The 15027-nt window shown below is 71.1% G+C and carries 13 protein-coding genes; 9 read left to right on the top strand and 4 right to left on the bottom strand.

The window, feature by feature from the left end:
• Position 1 precedes the first annotated feature (1 nt).
• The 3 genes from ACIHCL_RS26400 to ACIHCL_RS26390 form a co-directional block, all read right to left on the bottom strand.
• Positions 2 to 664, bottom strand: coding sequence for a hypothetical protein (locus ACIHCL_RS26400; RefSeq protein ID WP_399865478.1), 663 nt, complete (start codon positions 662 to 664; stop codon positions 2 to 4).
• Positions 661 to 3009: an alpha/beta hydrolase gene (locus tag ACIHCL_RS26395; protein WP_399865476.1), complete on the bottom strand. Its 2349-nt coding sequence runs from the start codon at positions 3007 to 3009 to the stop codon at positions 661 to 663. Before ACIHCL_RS26395 ends, ACIHCL_RS26400 begins: the two co-directional genes overlap by 4 nt.
• Positions 3010 to 3305: 296 nt before the next feature.
• Positions 3306 to 3884: an ATP-binding protein gene (locus ACIHCL_RS26390; protein WP_399865475.1), complete on the bottom strand. Its 579-nt coding sequence runs from the start codon at positions 3882 to 3884 to the stop codon at positions 3306 to 3308.
• A gap of 196 nt (positions 3885 to 4080) precedes the next feature.
• Between ACIHCL_RS26390 and ACIHCL_RS26385 the strand changes: the two genes are divergently transcribed.
• The 9 genes from ACIHCL_RS26385 (at position 4081) to ACIHCL_RS26345 (ending at position 14046) form a co-directional block, all read left to right on the top strand.
• On the top strand, positions 4081 to 4932 hold the full coding sequence (locus ACIHCL_RS26385; protein WP_399865473.1) for a helix-turn-helix domain-containing protein: 852 nt from the start codon (positions 4081 to 4083) through the stop codon (positions 4930 to 4932).
• Positions 4933 to 5202: 270 nt separating this feature from the next.
• Entirely contained in the window at positions 5203 to 5451 is a 249-nt protein-coding gene (locus ACIHCL_RS26380; protein ID WP_399865472.1) for a DUF397 domain-containing protein, read from the top strand.
• 129 nt (positions 5452 to 5580) lie between these two features.
• Positions 5581 to 6207: a DUF402 domain-containing protein gene (locus ACIHCL_RS26375; RefSeq protein ID WP_399865469.1), complete on the top strand. Its 627-nt coding sequence runs from the start codon at positions 5581 to 5583 to the stop codon at positions 6205 to 6207.
• A 316-nt stretch (positions 6208 to 6523) separates the two neighbouring features.
• Positions 6524 to 6832 carry a hypothetical protein gene (locus ACIHCL_RS26370; RefSeq protein ID WP_024493027.1) on the top strand — a complete coding sequence of 103 codons (309 nt, stop codon included), beginning with the start codon at positions 6524 to 6526 and terminating at the stop codon, positions 6830 to 6832.
• A 205-nt stretch (positions 6833 to 7037) separates the two neighbouring features.
• On the top strand, positions 7038 to 7904 hold the full coding sequence (locus tag ACIHCL_RS26365; protein WP_399865468.1) for a hypothetical protein: 867 nt from the start codon (positions 7038 to 7040) through the stop codon (positions 7902 to 7904).
• On the top strand, positions 7894 to 9306 hold the full coding sequence (locus ACIHCL_RS26360; RefSeq protein ID WP_399865467.1) for a hypothetical protein: 1413 nt from the start codon (positions 7894 to 7896) through the stop codon (positions 9304 to 9306). Before ACIHCL_RS26365 ends, ACIHCL_RS26360 begins: the two co-directional genes overlap by 11 nt.
• Positions 9303 to 10853, top strand: a complete 1551-nt coding sequence (locus tag ACIHCL_RS26355) for an SCO6880 family protein (RefSeq protein ID WP_399865464.1) — start codon at positions 9303 to 9305, stop codon at positions 10851 to 10853. Before ACIHCL_RS26360 ends, ACIHCL_RS26355 begins: the two co-directional genes overlap by 4 nt.
• 51 nt (positions 10854 to 10904) lie before the next feature.
• Positions 10905 to 12326: an ATP-binding protein gene (locus ACIHCL_RS26350; protein WP_399865462.1), complete on the top strand. Its 1422-nt coding sequence runs from the start codon at positions 10905 to 10907 to the stop codon at positions 12324 to 12326.
• Position 12327: 1 nt separating this feature from the next.
• Positions 12328 to 14046, top strand: a complete 1719-nt coding sequence (locus ACIHCL_RS26345; protein ID WP_399865460.1) for a type VI secretion protein — start codon at positions 12328 to 12330, stop codon at positions 14044 to 14046.
• 94 nt (positions 14047 to 14140) lie between these two features.
• Here ACIHCL_RS26345 and ACIHCL_RS26340 read toward each other — a convergent pair whose 3' ends face one another.
• Complete coding sequence (locus tag ACIHCL_RS26340) at positions 14141 to 14722, bottom strand: GNAT family N-acetyltransferase (RefSeq protein ID WP_399865457.1); 582 nt, start codon at positions 14720 to 14722, stop codon at positions 14141 to 14143.
• Positions 14723 to 15027 lie beyond the last annotated feature (305 nt).

The following is a 15027-nucleotide window of genomic DNA, read 5'->3' as shown; positions in this document are numbered from 1 at the left end:
GTCAGGAGGCGTCGGCGGACCAGTGACCGGAGCGGACGTTGGGGCGCGGAAGCGGATAGACGCCCTTGTACTCCGGTCCGTTCGGCTTCGACGTGGAGTCGGCGACCTTCGACTCCTTCACGCAGGGGCTGTCCGCCTCGAAGAACACCTGCCCCTTGCCGCGGACGCTCACGCTGATCCCGAAGCCGTCCTTCGTCTGCGCGTAGAGCGCCGGGAACACCTCGTCGTCGTTCCTGCCCTTGATGCGGTAGCCGTTCTCGCGCCAGAAGTTCTCCACCTGGGCCAGGAAGCTCTGCCGACGCTCCGCCGACACGATGGTCATCACGGTGCGCCTGCGGGTCACCTCGCAACTTCCGGTGGTCGTCGGGCCGTGCGCCCACTGCACCTCGGGGTCGATCGCCTTGAGTACGGCGTCGAGCATTCCGTCCGACCGCTCGGCGGCCTCCTGCATGTTCATGTCGTTCCTCTTGGCGCGCCGGACACCGTCGACCTCCTGGGTGTTCGAGGGGCCCCCGGTGTCCCCGGCGTCATTGGTACTCATGTCATTCCCGGTGGAAGCGGGCCGGCTCTCGCCGCCGCCCGATCGCGTGTGCTCATTGCCGCAGCCCGTCAGCGCGAAGCCGACGGCCAACGCCACCGCGACGAACCGGAACCTTCGCTTCATCGCTGTTCCTCCATCTTGAGCCTGTCGGAGTTGCCCGACACGATCAGGGCGATGGCGTCCGCCGACATGGCGTCCCGTACCGGGTCGAAGTAGTTGGAGTGCGCGTCGAAGCTCACCCCGCCGGTACTGATGAACGGCGTCCCCGGAGCCACCGGGAACCGCTTGGCCCCGAACGCCTTGCTCGCCGGGTCCTTGCCGAACCAGAGGTCGTCGTTGCCCTTGTCGGCCAGGTCGCCCGCGATGTACGCGCCGACCGGGCCTCCCAGGATCATCCCCACGGTACCCGCGGCCACCTGTTTCTTGGACGGGAGATGGGTGACCGGATCGTTCTCGGCGGCACCGACGAAGACATGCCCGGCGCCGACGCCGAGGTCCACGGCGCGGTCCACGCCGACCCCGGGGCTGCCGACGAGGATGATGTCGTCGACCCCGGGGATGCCGCCCGGGTGCTGTGTCGCGGCACCCACGGTGCGCGAGCCGTAGGAGTGACCGATCGCGGTGATGTGCGGATCCGCTTGCTGGTTGGTGGCCGAGATGCCCGCCATGAAGTCGTTGTACGCGACTCCGCCCTTCTCCGCCCGGCTGGTGCTCGCGACGGCCAGGCTGTGCAGCCCGTCCGGCGACTGCGGGGCGTCGTAGCCGAGCCAGACGATCGCCGCGCTGGACTGGTCGTAGCCCTGGGCGCCGATCGCCGTGTCGCGGGCGCGCTTGAGGCCCGACTTGGCGAAGTCCTCGTCCAGCGAGGTGTTCAGGCCCGGCACATAGGCCGACACGTGCTGGGACGTGTCGGGGTTCCCGTACGAGACGATGGCCCTCCCGTTGCCCTCGTCACTGATGCCGAGCAGGTACATCGGGGGCTGGCTGCCCTCGTTCAGCTGACGCTCGATCTCCCGCAGGCCGGCCAGCTGCTTCTTCGACTTGGAGTCGGTCTTCCCCTCCAGTTTCTCGATCAGCTCGGGGAGGTTCTTGCGGTTGGCCTTGTCTCGGTCCGCCGCCGGAATGCCGTCCAGATAGCCGATCTTCTCCGAGGAGAGGTCGAGGTACTGGTCGCGCTGCTGCTGCGTCAGTCCGTCCCACCACGCCTTGCGGTCGGCCGCGGAGGCGTTGCTCGGGATCTGGGCGTCGAGGTAGTCGCGCGTCGCGCCCTGCACCGCCTCGTCGACCCGGGAACCGGAGCCGGGCAGACCGGCGACCGCGCCCGAACCCTTGGTCATGTCCCAGGCTGCGGCGATGAACTGGCCCTTGTCCCACTTGTCGCCCGCGCCGCGTGCCGCCTGACCGTACTGGTCGGCGATGCCCTTGACCGTCTCGCCGGGGCGGAAGACCGCGTCGACGACGCCGGTGACGTCGCCCCACAGGCCGCCGTCGCCGACGACACCGTCGAGGAAGCCGCCCTCGGAGGGGCCGGAGGAGCCCGGCGTCCCGTCCGGTCTACCCGCGTCGACCGGCGAAGAAGAATCGCCGCCTGCCGATTCACCGGAGCCACCGGAGCCGCCCGAACCCTCGGCCCCGCCCGCGGACGAGCCCGCGCCGCCGGAACCGCCCGAGGAGCCCGTGCCCCCGGAACCTCCGGACCCACCGGAACCTCCGGACCCACCGGATCCGCCGGACCCGGCCGAACCACCCGAGTCCGAGCCGCCGGAGCCGCCCGACCCACCGCTGCCGGTACCACCCGTCACGGTCGCGCCCTCGGAGCCCGAACCACCCGAGTCGGACCCGCCACCGCCGGTCGTACCGGAGCCCTTGCCGGCCTCCACGTTGCTGTTCGGCGGCGCGCAGGCGCTCCCGGTCAACTGGCAGATGGCGTTCTGGATCTGCCCGGTCAGCTGCGCGCCGATACCCGTGGCCACGATCGCACCGATGAGGGCCACGACCACGAGGATCATGCCCAGGTACTCCATGGCGGTCTGGCCGACGTCCTCACGACGCCACCGGAGCATCCGCGCGATGCTGAACGACGGGTACTGGACGCGCTGTTCGGACGGCAGCCGGAACCACTCGCGCGAGCCGGCTCGGCAGAGCAGTACGACCACCACGATCGGCACCACGAGCTGCGCCAGGCCCTGCCCGGCGGTGCCGTCCTTCAGAGTGGCGAGCGCACCCAGGGCGAGCCAGATGTGTACGGCGAGGAGCCCGCGCCGGATCCAGACGCCGCCGGTACGCACGTACAGCGACAGCACGAACCCGACCACGCCGGGCAGGGCCGCGTACACGAGCATGCCCAACAGCCGGGCGTTCACCGCATCGACGGACGACGCCGCGACGAGCGTGTCGATCACACCGATGACGGTGACCGCGAAGAGAAGCCGTACGAGAACCAGCACCGCCTGCAAGGGGCGCGACAACGGCTGTCTACCCGGAGGAACTTCGGCGGCACCGATGCCGGCGCCACCCGGTACCGCTAATTCTCGTATGCCAGACACGGCGAGTCTCCCCAGCTTTGTGAGTGGGCGCAGCGACAGTTCCCCCCGGTACCGTTATGCGACCACACGGCTACAGGGCACGCATGGGCCCCAGGGCCCAATGCCAGGCTCAAAGACCCAGGTGACACGTGCCCGTCGCGCCATCACCGACCGCCCATATATGGGCTATTGAGGACGTGCCGCCACCAGACGGCCCCATGCCACGCGCCGCCGAGAACTCACCACCCCGGCCCTGACGCCGACTCATACGCGTCTTCCGCGCCCTCCTCCTTGGCCGCACACTCCACCCAGAGCAGCTTTCCGCCCTGCCCCGACAGGCCGCGTTCCAGCAGCCCGCTCCCCTGCTCCTCCTGTCGCGACCGCCTCCGATCCGGCGACGACTCCCCGTCCGGCAGGGATCGTTCGGGCCGCCCGACACCGGCACACAGGGGAACCGCACCCCAGCTCTCCGCGTAGAGCGTCACCAGATACAGCCCGCGCCCCCGCCCGGCCGACTCCGCCGGCGGTGTGACGCCCCGCCGGAACGGTGCGGGGATGTGCGGACTGGTGTCCCGGACACCCAGCCGGACCCGGCCGCGCCCGGCCTCGCGCAGGCGCAGCGAGTACGGGCCCTCCGAATGCAGATACGCGTTCGTGACCAGCTCACTCGCCAGCAGTTCGACGTTCTCGACAAGTTCGGGCATACCGTGCACGCGCAATGCGGTGCGGAGCGTCGCGCGAGCCACACCAGGAGCGCGGGGATCTCGCGGGAGTTGAAGGGTGTACGCCCAGGGCGGGGATACCGTGGCAGTGGCCATGGAAGTCTCCGTTCACGGAGGGAAGTCGGAAGATGCGCTGCGGGTTGTCCGGTGACGAGGCCGCTCCGTCGAGCGGGGTACTTCCGGACCGGTGGCCTGCGTCACACACTAGAGGCAGATATGGAATGCATTCCACGAAATCCATGGAATCCGTAACAGATACCCTCGTGTGGGTGACCGAGTCGGGGAGCGAGTGATGCCACCCAGCACCACACCGTCGGCCCGCCGCAGACGCCTGGGCGCCGAACTCCGCAAGCTGCGTGAACGCGCCGGGATCACCGCGACGGAGGCCGCGAAGCTGCTCGGCGGCAACCAGGCCCGCATCAGCAACATCGAGGCCGGCCGCTACGGCGTGAGCGCCGAGCGGGTGCGCACGCTGTCCTGCCACTACGCCTGCCCGGACGACGCGCTGGTCAACGCCCTGGCCGCCATGACGGGCGACCGGAAGCGGGGCTGGTGGGAGGAGTACCGGGGCACACTCCCCGCGGAACTGCTGGATCTGGCGGAGCTCGAACACCACGGAACCGCGCTGCGCACCGCGCACGTCTCCGGCCTGCCCGGCCTGCTCCAGACCACGGACCACGCCCGCGAGGTCTTCCGCCAGGTCGTCCCCGCGCTCACGCCCCCGGAGATCGAGCACCGCCTGTCGTTCCGGATCAAGCGTCAGGGCGTCGTCTTCCGCGAGGATCCGGCGCCCTACCGGGCGGTCGTCCACGAGGCCGCCCTGCACATGCGGTTCGGCGGGCCGGCCGTGGCCCGGCAGCAGTTGACGCACCTGCTGGCCATGAGCGAACGCGAGCACCTCACGCTCCGCGTGGTCCCGTTCCGGGCCGGCGGGTATCCGGGGACCGGTCAGCCGGTCTGCTACCTCCACGGCTCCGTACCCCAACTGGACACCGTGCAGCTCGACCAGGCGCACGGCATGGCACTCCTGGACGCGGAGGTCCACCTGCACCGGTACCGGCAGATCCTGGACCGCATGGAGTCCCTCGCGCTGGACACCGCCGCGTCGCGCGACCTGATGAACGCCGTCGCCCGGAGCCTCTGAAGTGATCCGGGCGGCCGCCCCGCCCGCGGTGATCGCCCGACCTCCCGCGACCGTCACCGGACCAGCCGCGCCCACCGGCCGGACCGCCCGTGGCGGAAGACCTCGCACCGCGGCGGGGCGAGCCCCGCACGCACGGCACCGCCCAAGTGGCCGCTCCCGCCACCGACACGGCCCGGCGGGCGGAGGCCGGCGCCCCGTCCGGAGCGGGGACCGCGCACGCCCCCGGCGCCCGGGCGCCCCTCGTGCGCGCCGTCAAGGAGAATCGCACCCATGACCGACATCCCCGCCGACCCGACCTGGATCCGCGCCGCGCCCGAGGGCGACGAGGGCGCCGGTCCCTGGATCGAGGTCGCCTTCGGCCCGGACGGCCTCGTCCACCTGCGCCAGACCGGCGACCCCACCAACGTCGTCACCACCACCCGCGCCAAATGGGACGCCTTCACCAAGGGCGTCCAGGCGGGTGAGTTCGACCACTTCGTCAAGGGCGTCGACGAGGAAGGCCCGTCCGGCCGGCCCTGAGGACGCCCCGGCGACCCGCGCTGATGAGCCGACCGCGCCGCCCGGCCGCGCCGCCCGGCCGCGCCGCCCGGCCGCGCCGCCCGGCCGCGACGCGTGTCCGCCCGCCGGCGCGTGGGCACGATCAACTGCATGGACGACGCCCCGGGCCGGATACTCCGCTGGAACTTCTTCATCGGCGGCCACCTGAGCACTTCGGTGCCCGTACGTCTCGTCGAGCGCACCGAGGCCGGTCAACTGGTGTGGCTGGAGACCGGCACGCCGATGTGGCGCACCCGCCTTCCGCGCCGGAGGCATCTGCGGGACATCGCGCCGCACGAACGCCCGGCCGAGGGGTACCCGTTGGTCGCCGACCGATGGCCGATGGGCAGTGGGCTCTTCCACCAGCCGGCCGGCGCCGCGCACTCGGTGCTCTGGCTCTTCGACCGGCGAGGCGGCTTCCGCGGCTGGTACGTGAACCTGGAGCACCGGATCCACCGCGGGGACGACATCGACGTCATCGACCACGAGCTCGACATCGCGGTGGCGCCGGACCGGAGCTGGCGGTGGAAGGACGAACGGTCCTTCGCCGAGAAGACCGGGCACCCCGCCTACTGGACCCCGGACGAGGCGTCGGCCATCCGGGACGAGGGCCGCGCGGTCGCCCGACTCGCCGAGGCCGGAACGTTTCCCTTCGACGGCAGCTGGCGTGATTTCCGGCCACCGCCGACCTGGACAACGCCTCCACGACCCTCCACCCCCCGTCACCCTCTGCTCTGACCGGATCCCCCCTCCCAACCAGGGACGGCCCGGCTTCGCGCCCGGAACGCCCTGGTCCACGCCGAAACCGGGCCAGGATGGCGCGATGACGATCATTGCCCGGCGTCACCCTCCGTGATACACAGAGTGACCATCCGTGTTCACTCATACACCGATTCGACCCGCCGGTCAGATGCTCGAACCGGTCACACGTGCGAGATCCAGGTAAAGAGAGCCGTCAAGCCGTCGTACGAAAGCAGTTTCATCAGCGAAGATAGAGAGCGACCCGTGCCGTACGGCAGGGGCATCGAACTACCCGACAGGGGCGGTGACTTACATGATCCTGGCAGCTGAAAAAGGCGACATCACCACCATCATCGGCGGAATCGCCCCAAATTGGGGACCGTTCGGAACCCTGGGCAACGAAGCCCGGGTGATGATCGAAGTGGTGATGGCCATCGCCATCCTGCTCTGCCTCGGCATTGCGATCTGGGGTGCGGCCAAGCAGCGCATCGGCGCCACCGCACTGCGCGACACCTTCAGCGCGGAGCAGGGCAAGGGGCTGATCGTCGCGGGTCTCACCGGTGTGTTCATCATCGGATCGCTGGGGACCTTGTTCACCATCGTCTACGGGATGGCCGTCTGACCGGGCGTCACCCCGCCGACGGCCTTCCGCGTCCAGCCCCCACCATCCCGTCCCCCCACCACCCGCCCGTCGTGCCCACCGGCAGAGGTTGCGTCCCCCTGATGTCGAGTCACCACACCGCGCCCGCGCGGGGAGCCGCGCGGCTACCGTCGTATCACCCGGTTCAGGAAGCGGCCGAACAAACGGTTGAGAGGGCGTACGAGACATGAGCAGCGGCGACGAGCGGGGCTACGGCGGCCAGGGACGCTCCGCCGACCCGTACAGCACCATCGGCGGTACGCGCCAGACCCGTACACGCCTCCCGGACGGCGAGGGCGACGGCTACGGCGGCGGCCGTCGCCCTGCCCGCGCCTCCCGCTCCCTCGTCATGGTCGTCGGCGTGGTCGTCCTCCTGATCGCCGCCATCGCGTTCGCGAACCTGGGCACAAGCGCCAAGGACGACGGGAACGGCGGCCAGGGCCGCGCGGGCGGCAAGCCCGACTCGTCGTCCACCGCGGCCACCGGGACCAGACCGGTGACGGGGAAGAACGGTTCGATCCCCTCCGGATTCGCCCACGACGAGCAGGGGGCGCAGAGCGCGGCGTCCAACTTCGCGGTGGCGCTGGGATCGGCCGGCATGTTCAGCCCCGACACCCGCCGGTCCATCGTCGAGGCCACCCACGACCCCGCCCTCGTGGAGGGCCTCCTGGCCGACCTGGCGAAGGCGTACTCGCCCGGACTGCTGGAGAACGTCGGCCTCAACGCGGACGGCACCACCCCCTCCGGCCTGACCTTCGTCTCCCGGACCGTGCCCGTGGGCACGAAGGTGGTCGAGCGCGGCGGCGACACCGCCACCGTCGAGGTCTGGTGCACGGGCCTCGTGGGCCTGGCCGGACAGGAGTCCACCAAGCCCGTCACCTCACGGTGGTTCACCCTCACGCAGAAGCTCAAGTGGGTCGGCGGTGACTGGAAGATCGAGTCGTCGAGCCAGACGGAAGGCCCCACGCCCGTCAACGGCGACAACCGGGCCTCGACCGCGGACGAGATCGCCGGCGCCGTTCAGGGATACGGAGGCTTCACCTATGCCCGCTAGCCGCCCACGCGCGCGCTCCCTCGCCTCGACGCTCCTCGGCCGACGTCCACGCGCGCGCTCCCTCCTGACGGTCCTCGGCGGACTGCCGGCGACACTGATCCTGTTGTCGGCCTCCCCGGCCGCCGCCGACGAACCCACCCCCTCGTCCACCCCCCTGCCGTCATCCACCCCGGAGGCGTCGCCCTCGCCCAGCGCGAGCGACGGCACGTGCGACCTCATCGTCGGGCTCGCCAAGGACTACTGCGAGAAGGGCGAGGCGGCCACCCGCGGGTCGAACAACACCCCGGCCGCCGGCGACTCCCTCGACCCCCTCTCCTCCCTCGCCCGCGGCTGCGCCGACGCCGCCTCGTGGATCATCGACAAGCTCAGCGAGGCCGTGAAGCAGACCGCGAACGTCGACTTCACCAACGAGACCTTCCGCAACCAGTACGCGATCGTCTTCGCCGCCTCCGCCGTCCTCACCCTCGTCCTGTGGCTGTTCGCCGTCGCCAAGCGCGCCATTCGCGGCGTCCCGCTCACCACCGCGATCTCCGAAGCCGTGGGCTTCCTCTGGCTGACCGTCATCGCGTCGGCCTTCACCCCGCTCCTCCTGTACGTGGTCGTGTCCGCCACCGACGGAGTCAGCGACGTGATCGCCTCGGCCACCGGAAACAAGGCCGACGTCTTCTTCGGGTCGTTCTCGGAAGCCCTCAAGAAGGGCTCCGACATCGGCGGCGGACCGATCATGCTGATCGTCGTCTCGCTCGTCTCGATCCTCGCCGCGGGCGTCCTCTACCTGGAACTCATCATCCGCGCCGCCCTGCTGTACGTGGGCGCCCTCCTCGGCACCGTCGTCTACGCGGGGCTCGTCGACAAGAACATGTGGGGCCACGTACGCCGCTGGGCGGGCATCATGATCGCGGTGATCATGGTGAAACCCGTCATCGTGATCGTCCTCGGCCTGGCCGGCGCCCTCTCCGGCGACGACGGACCGAACGCGTTCTCCTCCGTGGTGTCCGGACTCGCCATCATCCTGCTCGCGATCTTCGCCTCCGCGATGATCTACCGTTTCGTGCCGGGCTTCGGCGACGAGATCCAGGGCGCGCGCACCAACCGCAAGCAGGCCACCGACGGCTCCCAGGCCGCCGCGCTGATCAGCTCCCCCGCCGCCCTCGTCTCCCAGGGCATCAAGACCCACAGCGGCCGCGGCGGCCAGAACGGCGGCGACGGCGGCACGCCCCGCCCCGCCAACCCGGTCAGCGGAGGCGTCGCCGCGCACAGCTCCCGCGGCACCGGTTCCCCCACCGCTCCCCCGCCCCGCAGCGGCTCGGGTCCGGCCTCCGGAACCCCGCACAGCAGCCGCACCCCGCGCGGCGGATCGGGCAGCACAGGTAACAACAGCACGGGAGGTGGAGGACGTTGACGACTCCGGCCCACACGATCGCGCCCCGCCGGACGTATCTCATCGGCCGGGCCCGGCCGAACGCGATCATCGGCAAGAACCGAGAGACCGGGGAGATCGCGCTGATCATCGTCGGCGCGTTCCTCGGCATGGTGAGCGGTCTGGCGATCCCCTACCTGGCCCTGCGGATCGCGCTGCTGGCCGGCTTCCCGCTGCTCGCCCTCGCCCTCGTGTACGTCCCGTACCGGAACCGCACGTTCTACAAGTGGTACGAGATCAGGCGCAGTTACAAGCGCCTCCAGCGCCGCGGCGCGGCCTACCGCTCCGGCGCCATGGAGGCCGGGGTGCGCGCAGACGGCCGGGAGGTCGAGATCGGCCCGCCCCCCGGCATCGGCCGGATCAACTGGCTCTCCGCCCCTTTCGGACCGGACGAGATCGCTGTGCTGCTGCACGCCGACCGCCGCACCGTCACTGCCGCGATCGAGATCGAGGGCCCCGGCGTCGGCCTGCGCGACAGCGAGGACCAGGAGGCGCTCGTCGACCGGTTCGGCACGCTGCTGAAGCACGTCGCCAACGGGGACGGCTTCGTGACCCGCATCCAGATGCTGGCCCGCACCCTGCCCGCCGACCCCGACGCCCACGCCAAGGACGTCGCCCAGCGCGGCGACGAGAAGTCCCCGTCCTGGCTGCGGGACTCCTACGACCAGCTCCAGTCCATGGTCTCCACCTCCAGCGAGCAGCACCGCGCCTACCTCGTGGCCTGCATGCACTACACCCGCGAGCTGGCCGCCGAGGCCACCGCCATGGCCCGTGCCGCGCGCACCGCGGGCGGTCGCGGACTGGACCGGGACGCCGGTCTCGCGGTCGTCATGGCGCGCGAGCTCACGGACATCTGCGCCCGCCTCACCGAGGCCGACATCCGGGTGCGCCAGCCGCTCGGCCAGAGCCGGCTCGCCTCCCTCGTGCACTCCATGTACGACCCCGACCACCCCATCGACCACATCCAGGCGATGACCAAGCGCAACGCCTGGCCGGCCGAACTGGACGCGGTCGAGCCGACGTTCCTCCAGGCCAAGACCCGCGAGTCGGCGACCCGTGCCCCCTGGTGCCACGCCACGGCCTGGGTGAAGGAATGGCCGATGACCCCCGTCGGGGTCAACTTCCTCGCCCCGCTCCTCGTCCACACGCCCGACGTGATCCGTACGGTCGCGGTCTGCATGGACCTCGAACCCACCGAGGTCGCCATCGAGCGGATGCTCACCGAGAAGACCAACGACGAGGCGGAGGCCAGCCGTCAGGCCAAGATGAACCGCACCGTCGACCCGCGCGACATCGCCGCGCACGGCCGCCTCGATCAGCGGGGCGAGGACCTCGCGAGCGGCGCGGCCGGGGTGAACCTCGTCGGGTACATCACCGTGTCCTCCCGCTCCCCCGAGGCCCTCGCCCGCGACAAGCGGACGATCCGCGCCTCCGCCGGCAAGTCGTACCTCAAGCTGGAGTGGTGCGACCGCGAGCACCACCGCGCCTTCGTGAACACCCTGCCGTTCGCCACCGGCATCCGCCGCTGACCGGGCGAAGCCCCAACAGACGAGAGAAACGAGAGGGAGGCCGGTCCCGCCATGCGAGATCCTCTGTCCGCGCTGTCGGACGCCTTCACTGCCTTCCTCTTCGGGAAGGTGGAGACGACGAGGCTGCCCGTCCGTACGTCGACGGGACAGGCCCAGGCCGTCTACCTGCCCACCGCTGCCCCCGGCCTCGGCGACTCCGGCGTGATCATCGGCCGTGAGGTGTACTCCGGCAAGGGATACATCTACGACCCGTTCCAGCTCTACGGGCAGCAGCTGCCCGCCCCGCACTGGCTGGTGCTCGGAGAATCCGGGAACGGCAAGTCCGCGCTGGAGAAGACGTATGTGCTCCGCCAGCTCCGCTTCCGCGACCGCCAGGTCGTCGTCCTGGACGCGCAGGGCGAGGACGGCGTCGGCGAGTGGAACCTCATCGCTCAGCAGCTCGGCCTCACCCCGATCCGCCTCGACCCGGCCGCCGCGCTCAACGGCGGAATCCGGCTCAACCCGCTCGACCCCTCGATCACCACGACCGGTCAGCTCGCCCTGCTCCGCACCATCATCGAGGTGGCAACGGGGAACGGCCTGGACGAGCGGTCCGGTTTCGCGCTGAAGGTCGCGCACGCCTACGTCAACGAGACGATCACCGACCGGCAGCCCGTCCTGACCGACATCGTCGAGCAGCTCCGACACCCGGAACCCGAGTCCGCCGAGGCGATGAACGTCGACATAGACGACGTACGGGCCTGGGGCCTGGACGTCGCGCTCGTCCTGGACCGGCTGGTCGACGGCGACCTGCGCGGCATGTTCGACGGGCCGACCAGCGCCGGCATCGACCTCGACGCCCCATTGATCGTCTTCGACCTCTCGCACATCGACCGGAACTCGATCGCGATGCCGATCCTGATGGCGATCGTCGGCGTCTGGCTGGAGCACACCTGGATCAGGCCCGACCGGAAGAAACGCATCTTCCTGGTCGAGGAGGCCTGGCACATCATCAACTCGCCGTTCGTGGCACAGCTCTTTCAGCGCCTGCTGAAGTTCGGACGACGGCTGGGTCTGTCGTTCGTGGCGGTCGTCCACCATCTCAGCGACGTCGTCGACGGGGCGGCGGCCCGCGAGGCGGCGGCGATCCTCAAAATGGCCTCGACCCGCACCATCTACGCCCAGAAGGCCGACGAGGCCAGGGCCACGGGGCGGGTCCTCGGCCTGCCGCGCTGGGCCGTCGAGATCATCCCGACGCTCACGCCCGGCATCGCGGTCTGGGACGTCAACGGCAATGTCCAGGTCGTCAAGCACCTGATCACCGAGGCGGAACGGCCGCTGGTCTTCACCGACCGCGCGATGACCGAATCCGCCTCCGCCGAGAGCATCCCGGACGATGTGCGCGCCGCCGACCTGGAGGCGGAGGAGCGCGCGGCACGGATCGAACGCCAGCAGCGGCGGCTGAACGAGTCGTCCGAGTCAACGGTGGCCTGACATGGCGGGGCACGACACAGTACGCGGGCCGGGAGACGGGAGCCGAAGCGGCCACGGAAACGGCGGCGGAGGCGGAGGCATCCCCGACGGACTGCTGGTCGGCCTGATGGGGTTCCTGCTCGGGCTGGCACTCCTGGCGTGGACGGCCACCGGCCTGGCCGGCCTGTTCGCGCACGGCGCCTGGCCGGAAGGGGTCACCCTCGCCGAGACCCCGCTGGCGATGCGCCGGCTCGTCACCGCGCCGCACGACCTTCCGGCCGCCTGGCCCGGAACCCCGGCGGACTCCCTCTCCGGGTACGGGCTGTTCTGGGGGCTGTTCATAGGCGAACTGATGGTGCTGGTGGTGCTCACGGTGTTCGTGCTGGGAGTACTGGCCCGCTGGCGCGTGGTACGGGCACAGCGGCGTGCCGAACGGCATGGGCGCGGAAAGGCTGCGGGGCACGGGAGCGAGAAGACAGCACGGCACGGACAGGAGAAGGCGGACGAGAACCCGGCCGAGGCCCCGGACGCCATCGCAGCGGCCGAGCAGGCCCCGTCGACATCCCCGCGCCCGGCGCTCACGCATCCGGTGCCCGGACATCCCCTGCCCGGCTCCGGCCCGACGGCGGCTTCCGTACCAAAAACGCCCGGTCCCGCGCCGGAAGCCGCCCGCGTCGCCGTGGAGCACACGGATTCCGAGGCCACCCGCGCCCCCATGGACCGCACGGCGCCCGAGCCGGCCCTCACGGCCGTCAGGCACCCGGTGCCCGAGCCCGCCCGCACCCCCATGACCCACACGGACGCCGCGCCCGGTGCCCCGCTCGTCGTCTACGGGCCCCCCGCCACCCGCCGCCCCACCGTCGTCCGGGCGGTCCAGGAGGCCGGCGGGCCCGCGCTCGTGCTCACCTCGGACCCCACGGTCTGGGCCGAGACGAAGGACGCCCGGGCGAAGCTCGGCCCGGTCCTCGTCTACGACCCCGGCCACCTCTGCGACACCCCGGCCCGTCTGCACTGGTCACCCACGGCCGGCTGCGAGGACCCCGACACGGCGACGGCCCGCTCGGCCGCGCTGCTCGCCCCGGTCCGGCCGCAGGCCCGTATGGACGCGACCACGGCCGACACCGCGGAGACGCTCCTGAAGTGCTGGCTGCACGCCGCGGCCGTCGACGGCCGCCCCTTCCGCCAGGTCCACCGCTGGGCCCTGGGCGGCGGCGCCCACGAAGCGGTGCGGCTGCTGCGCACCCATCCCCGGGCGACTTCCGGGCTGGCCGGATTGCTGGAGTCCGCCCTCACGGCCCACCCCGAACGCCGCGAGATGGCACAGGAGCTGACCGTACGGGCCTTCGGCGCGCTCTCCGCGATCCACATCCGCGACGCCTGCACACCCAATCGGGCCGATTCGCTCGCGCTGGCATCTTTCGTGGACGAAGGGGGCACACTCTATGTGGTGGGTGAGCCGATCGAGGATCCCCGTTCGGGCCCCGGAGCGATGCCCCTGCTCACGGCGCTCGCCTCAGACGTGGTCGAGCACGGCCGCCGCCTGGCCGCACGGTCAGCCGACGGTCGGCTCGACCCACCAATGACCCTCGTGCTCGACGACGTCGCCGCGGTGGCGCCCCTCCCTCGGCTTCCGGAACTGCTGCGGACCGGCGAGGCCGCGGGGCTGCCGATCCTGGCGCTGCTGCGTTCCCGGGAACAGGCCCGTGCCCGCTGGCCCCAGGGACTCGCAGCTTCTCACTGACCGTCCCGGCCGCGGGCGGCGGGGCGGGACGGGCCCCAGCGGCAGGCGGGATGGTCCGGACGCGGCTTCTGGCGACCCATCGAACGCCGGGCCGTCACCGCATGACTTCCTGGTGCCGCTCCGGACGCCCGATCTCGCACTCGATCTCCCGGGCGGAGGGGTCCCCGGGCACAGGTGCCGTCCTGCCCGTAGGCGCGAACCCGATCCGCCGGTAGAACGCCGCGGCCCGCGCGTTGCCCTCGTGCACATACAGCCGCACCCGCTCGATCCTCGGCTCGTCCAGCGACCAGGCCCAATCCGTCGCGGCTCGGAACAGTTCCTCGGCCAGCCCTCGGCCCCGCGCCTCGGGCCGTACGAACACACCGACCACATGCGCCTGGTGGACCTCTGCCGTCTCGCCGAACCCGACCTCCGCGTCCGGCCGTTCGATCAGCACCGTTACGCTGCCGTCCCACCGTCCGCCCGGCGCCACGGCGACGAACTGCCGCACTTCCCCGTCCCCGTCCTCGGACCCACCGAGCGCCCGGTCCTGCCAGAAGGCATCGGAACGGGTGATGCCCTGCTCGTACGTCTCCAGAAACGCGACCGGCGCCGCCGGGTCGCGCAGGGCGGCCAGCCGCAGTTCCTTGACCAATGGCCACTCATCGGCCCGTACGACTCGAATCACATGGTGCATCCACCGATACTGCCGCCGCACGCCGGGCCCGCACAAACAACATTTCCGGCCGCTGCGCTCGTGTCGTGTCGCCTGTCGTGCCGCTGTCCTCGGCCGGCGTTGCCAAGGCGGGCTCCCGTGATCGCGGCCAAGCGGTGATCAACCAGTCCCGACAAGCGAGAAAGGGGGCCTGAATTGGCCGTAAACGCAGAAGGGCCCCGCACCTTTGGTGGTGCGGGGCCCTCCCACAAAAACTGTTCGGCGGCGACCTACTCTCCCACAGGGTCCCCCCTGCAGTACCATCGGCGCTGAAAGGCTTAGCTTCC

The organism is Streptomyces sp. NPDC052042 (assembly GCF_044548345.1).
Classification (GTDB): domain Bacteria; phylum Actinomycetota; class Actinomycetes; order Streptomycetales; family Streptomycetaceae; genus Streptomyces.
This window is presented reverse-complemented; position numbering and strand designations above follow the sequence as displayed.

Excerpts from the sequence above, each read along its gene's own strand:
- ACIHCL_RS26375 (WP_399865469.1), top strand. The coding sequence starts at position 5,581 with ATGGACGACGCCCCGGGCCGGATACTCCGCTGGAACTTCTTCATCGGC.
- ACIHCL_RS26400 (WP_399865478.1), bottom strand. The coding sequence starts at position 664 with ATGAAGCGAAGGTTCCGGTTCGTCGCGGTGGCGTTGGCCGTCGGCTTC.
- ACIHCL_RS26345 (WP_399865460.1), top strand. The coding sequence starts at position 12,328 with ATGGCGGGGCACGACACAGTACGCGGGCCGGGAGACGGGAGCCGAAGC.
- ACIHCL_RS26390 (WP_399865475.1), bottom strand. The coding sequence starts at position 3,884 with ATGGCCACTGCCACGGTATCCCCGCCCTGGGCGTACACCCTTCAACTC.
- ACIHCL_RS26370 (WP_024493027.1), top strand. The coding sequence starts at position 6,524 with ATGATCCTGGCAGCTGAAAAAGGCGACATCACCACCATCATCGGCGGA.
- ACIHCL_RS26360 (WP_399865467.1), top strand. The coding sequence starts at position 7,894 with ATGCCCGCTAGCCGCCCACGCGCGCGCTCCCTCGCCTCGACGCTCCTC.
- ACIHCL_RS26380 (WP_399865472.1), top strand. The coding sequence starts at position 5,203 with ATGACCGACATCCCCGCCGACCCGACCTGGATCCGCGCCGCGCCCGAG.
- ACIHCL_RS26340 (WP_399865457.1), bottom strand. The coding sequence starts at position 14,722 with ATGCACCATGTGATTCGAGTCGTACGGGCCGATGAGTGGCCATTGGTC.
- ACIHCL_RS26350 (WP_399865462.1), top strand. The coding sequence starts at position 10,905 with ATGCGAGATCCTCTGTCCGCGCTGTCGGACGCCTTCACTGCCTTCCTC.
- ACIHCL_RS26365 (WP_399865468.1), top strand. The coding sequence starts at position 7,038 with ATGAGCAGCGGCGACGAGCGGGGCTACGGCGGCCAGGGACGCTCCGCC.
- ACIHCL_RS26385 (WP_399865473.1), top strand. The coding sequence starts at position 4,081 with ATGCCACCCAGCACCACACCGTCGGCCCGCCGCAGACGCCTGGGCGCC.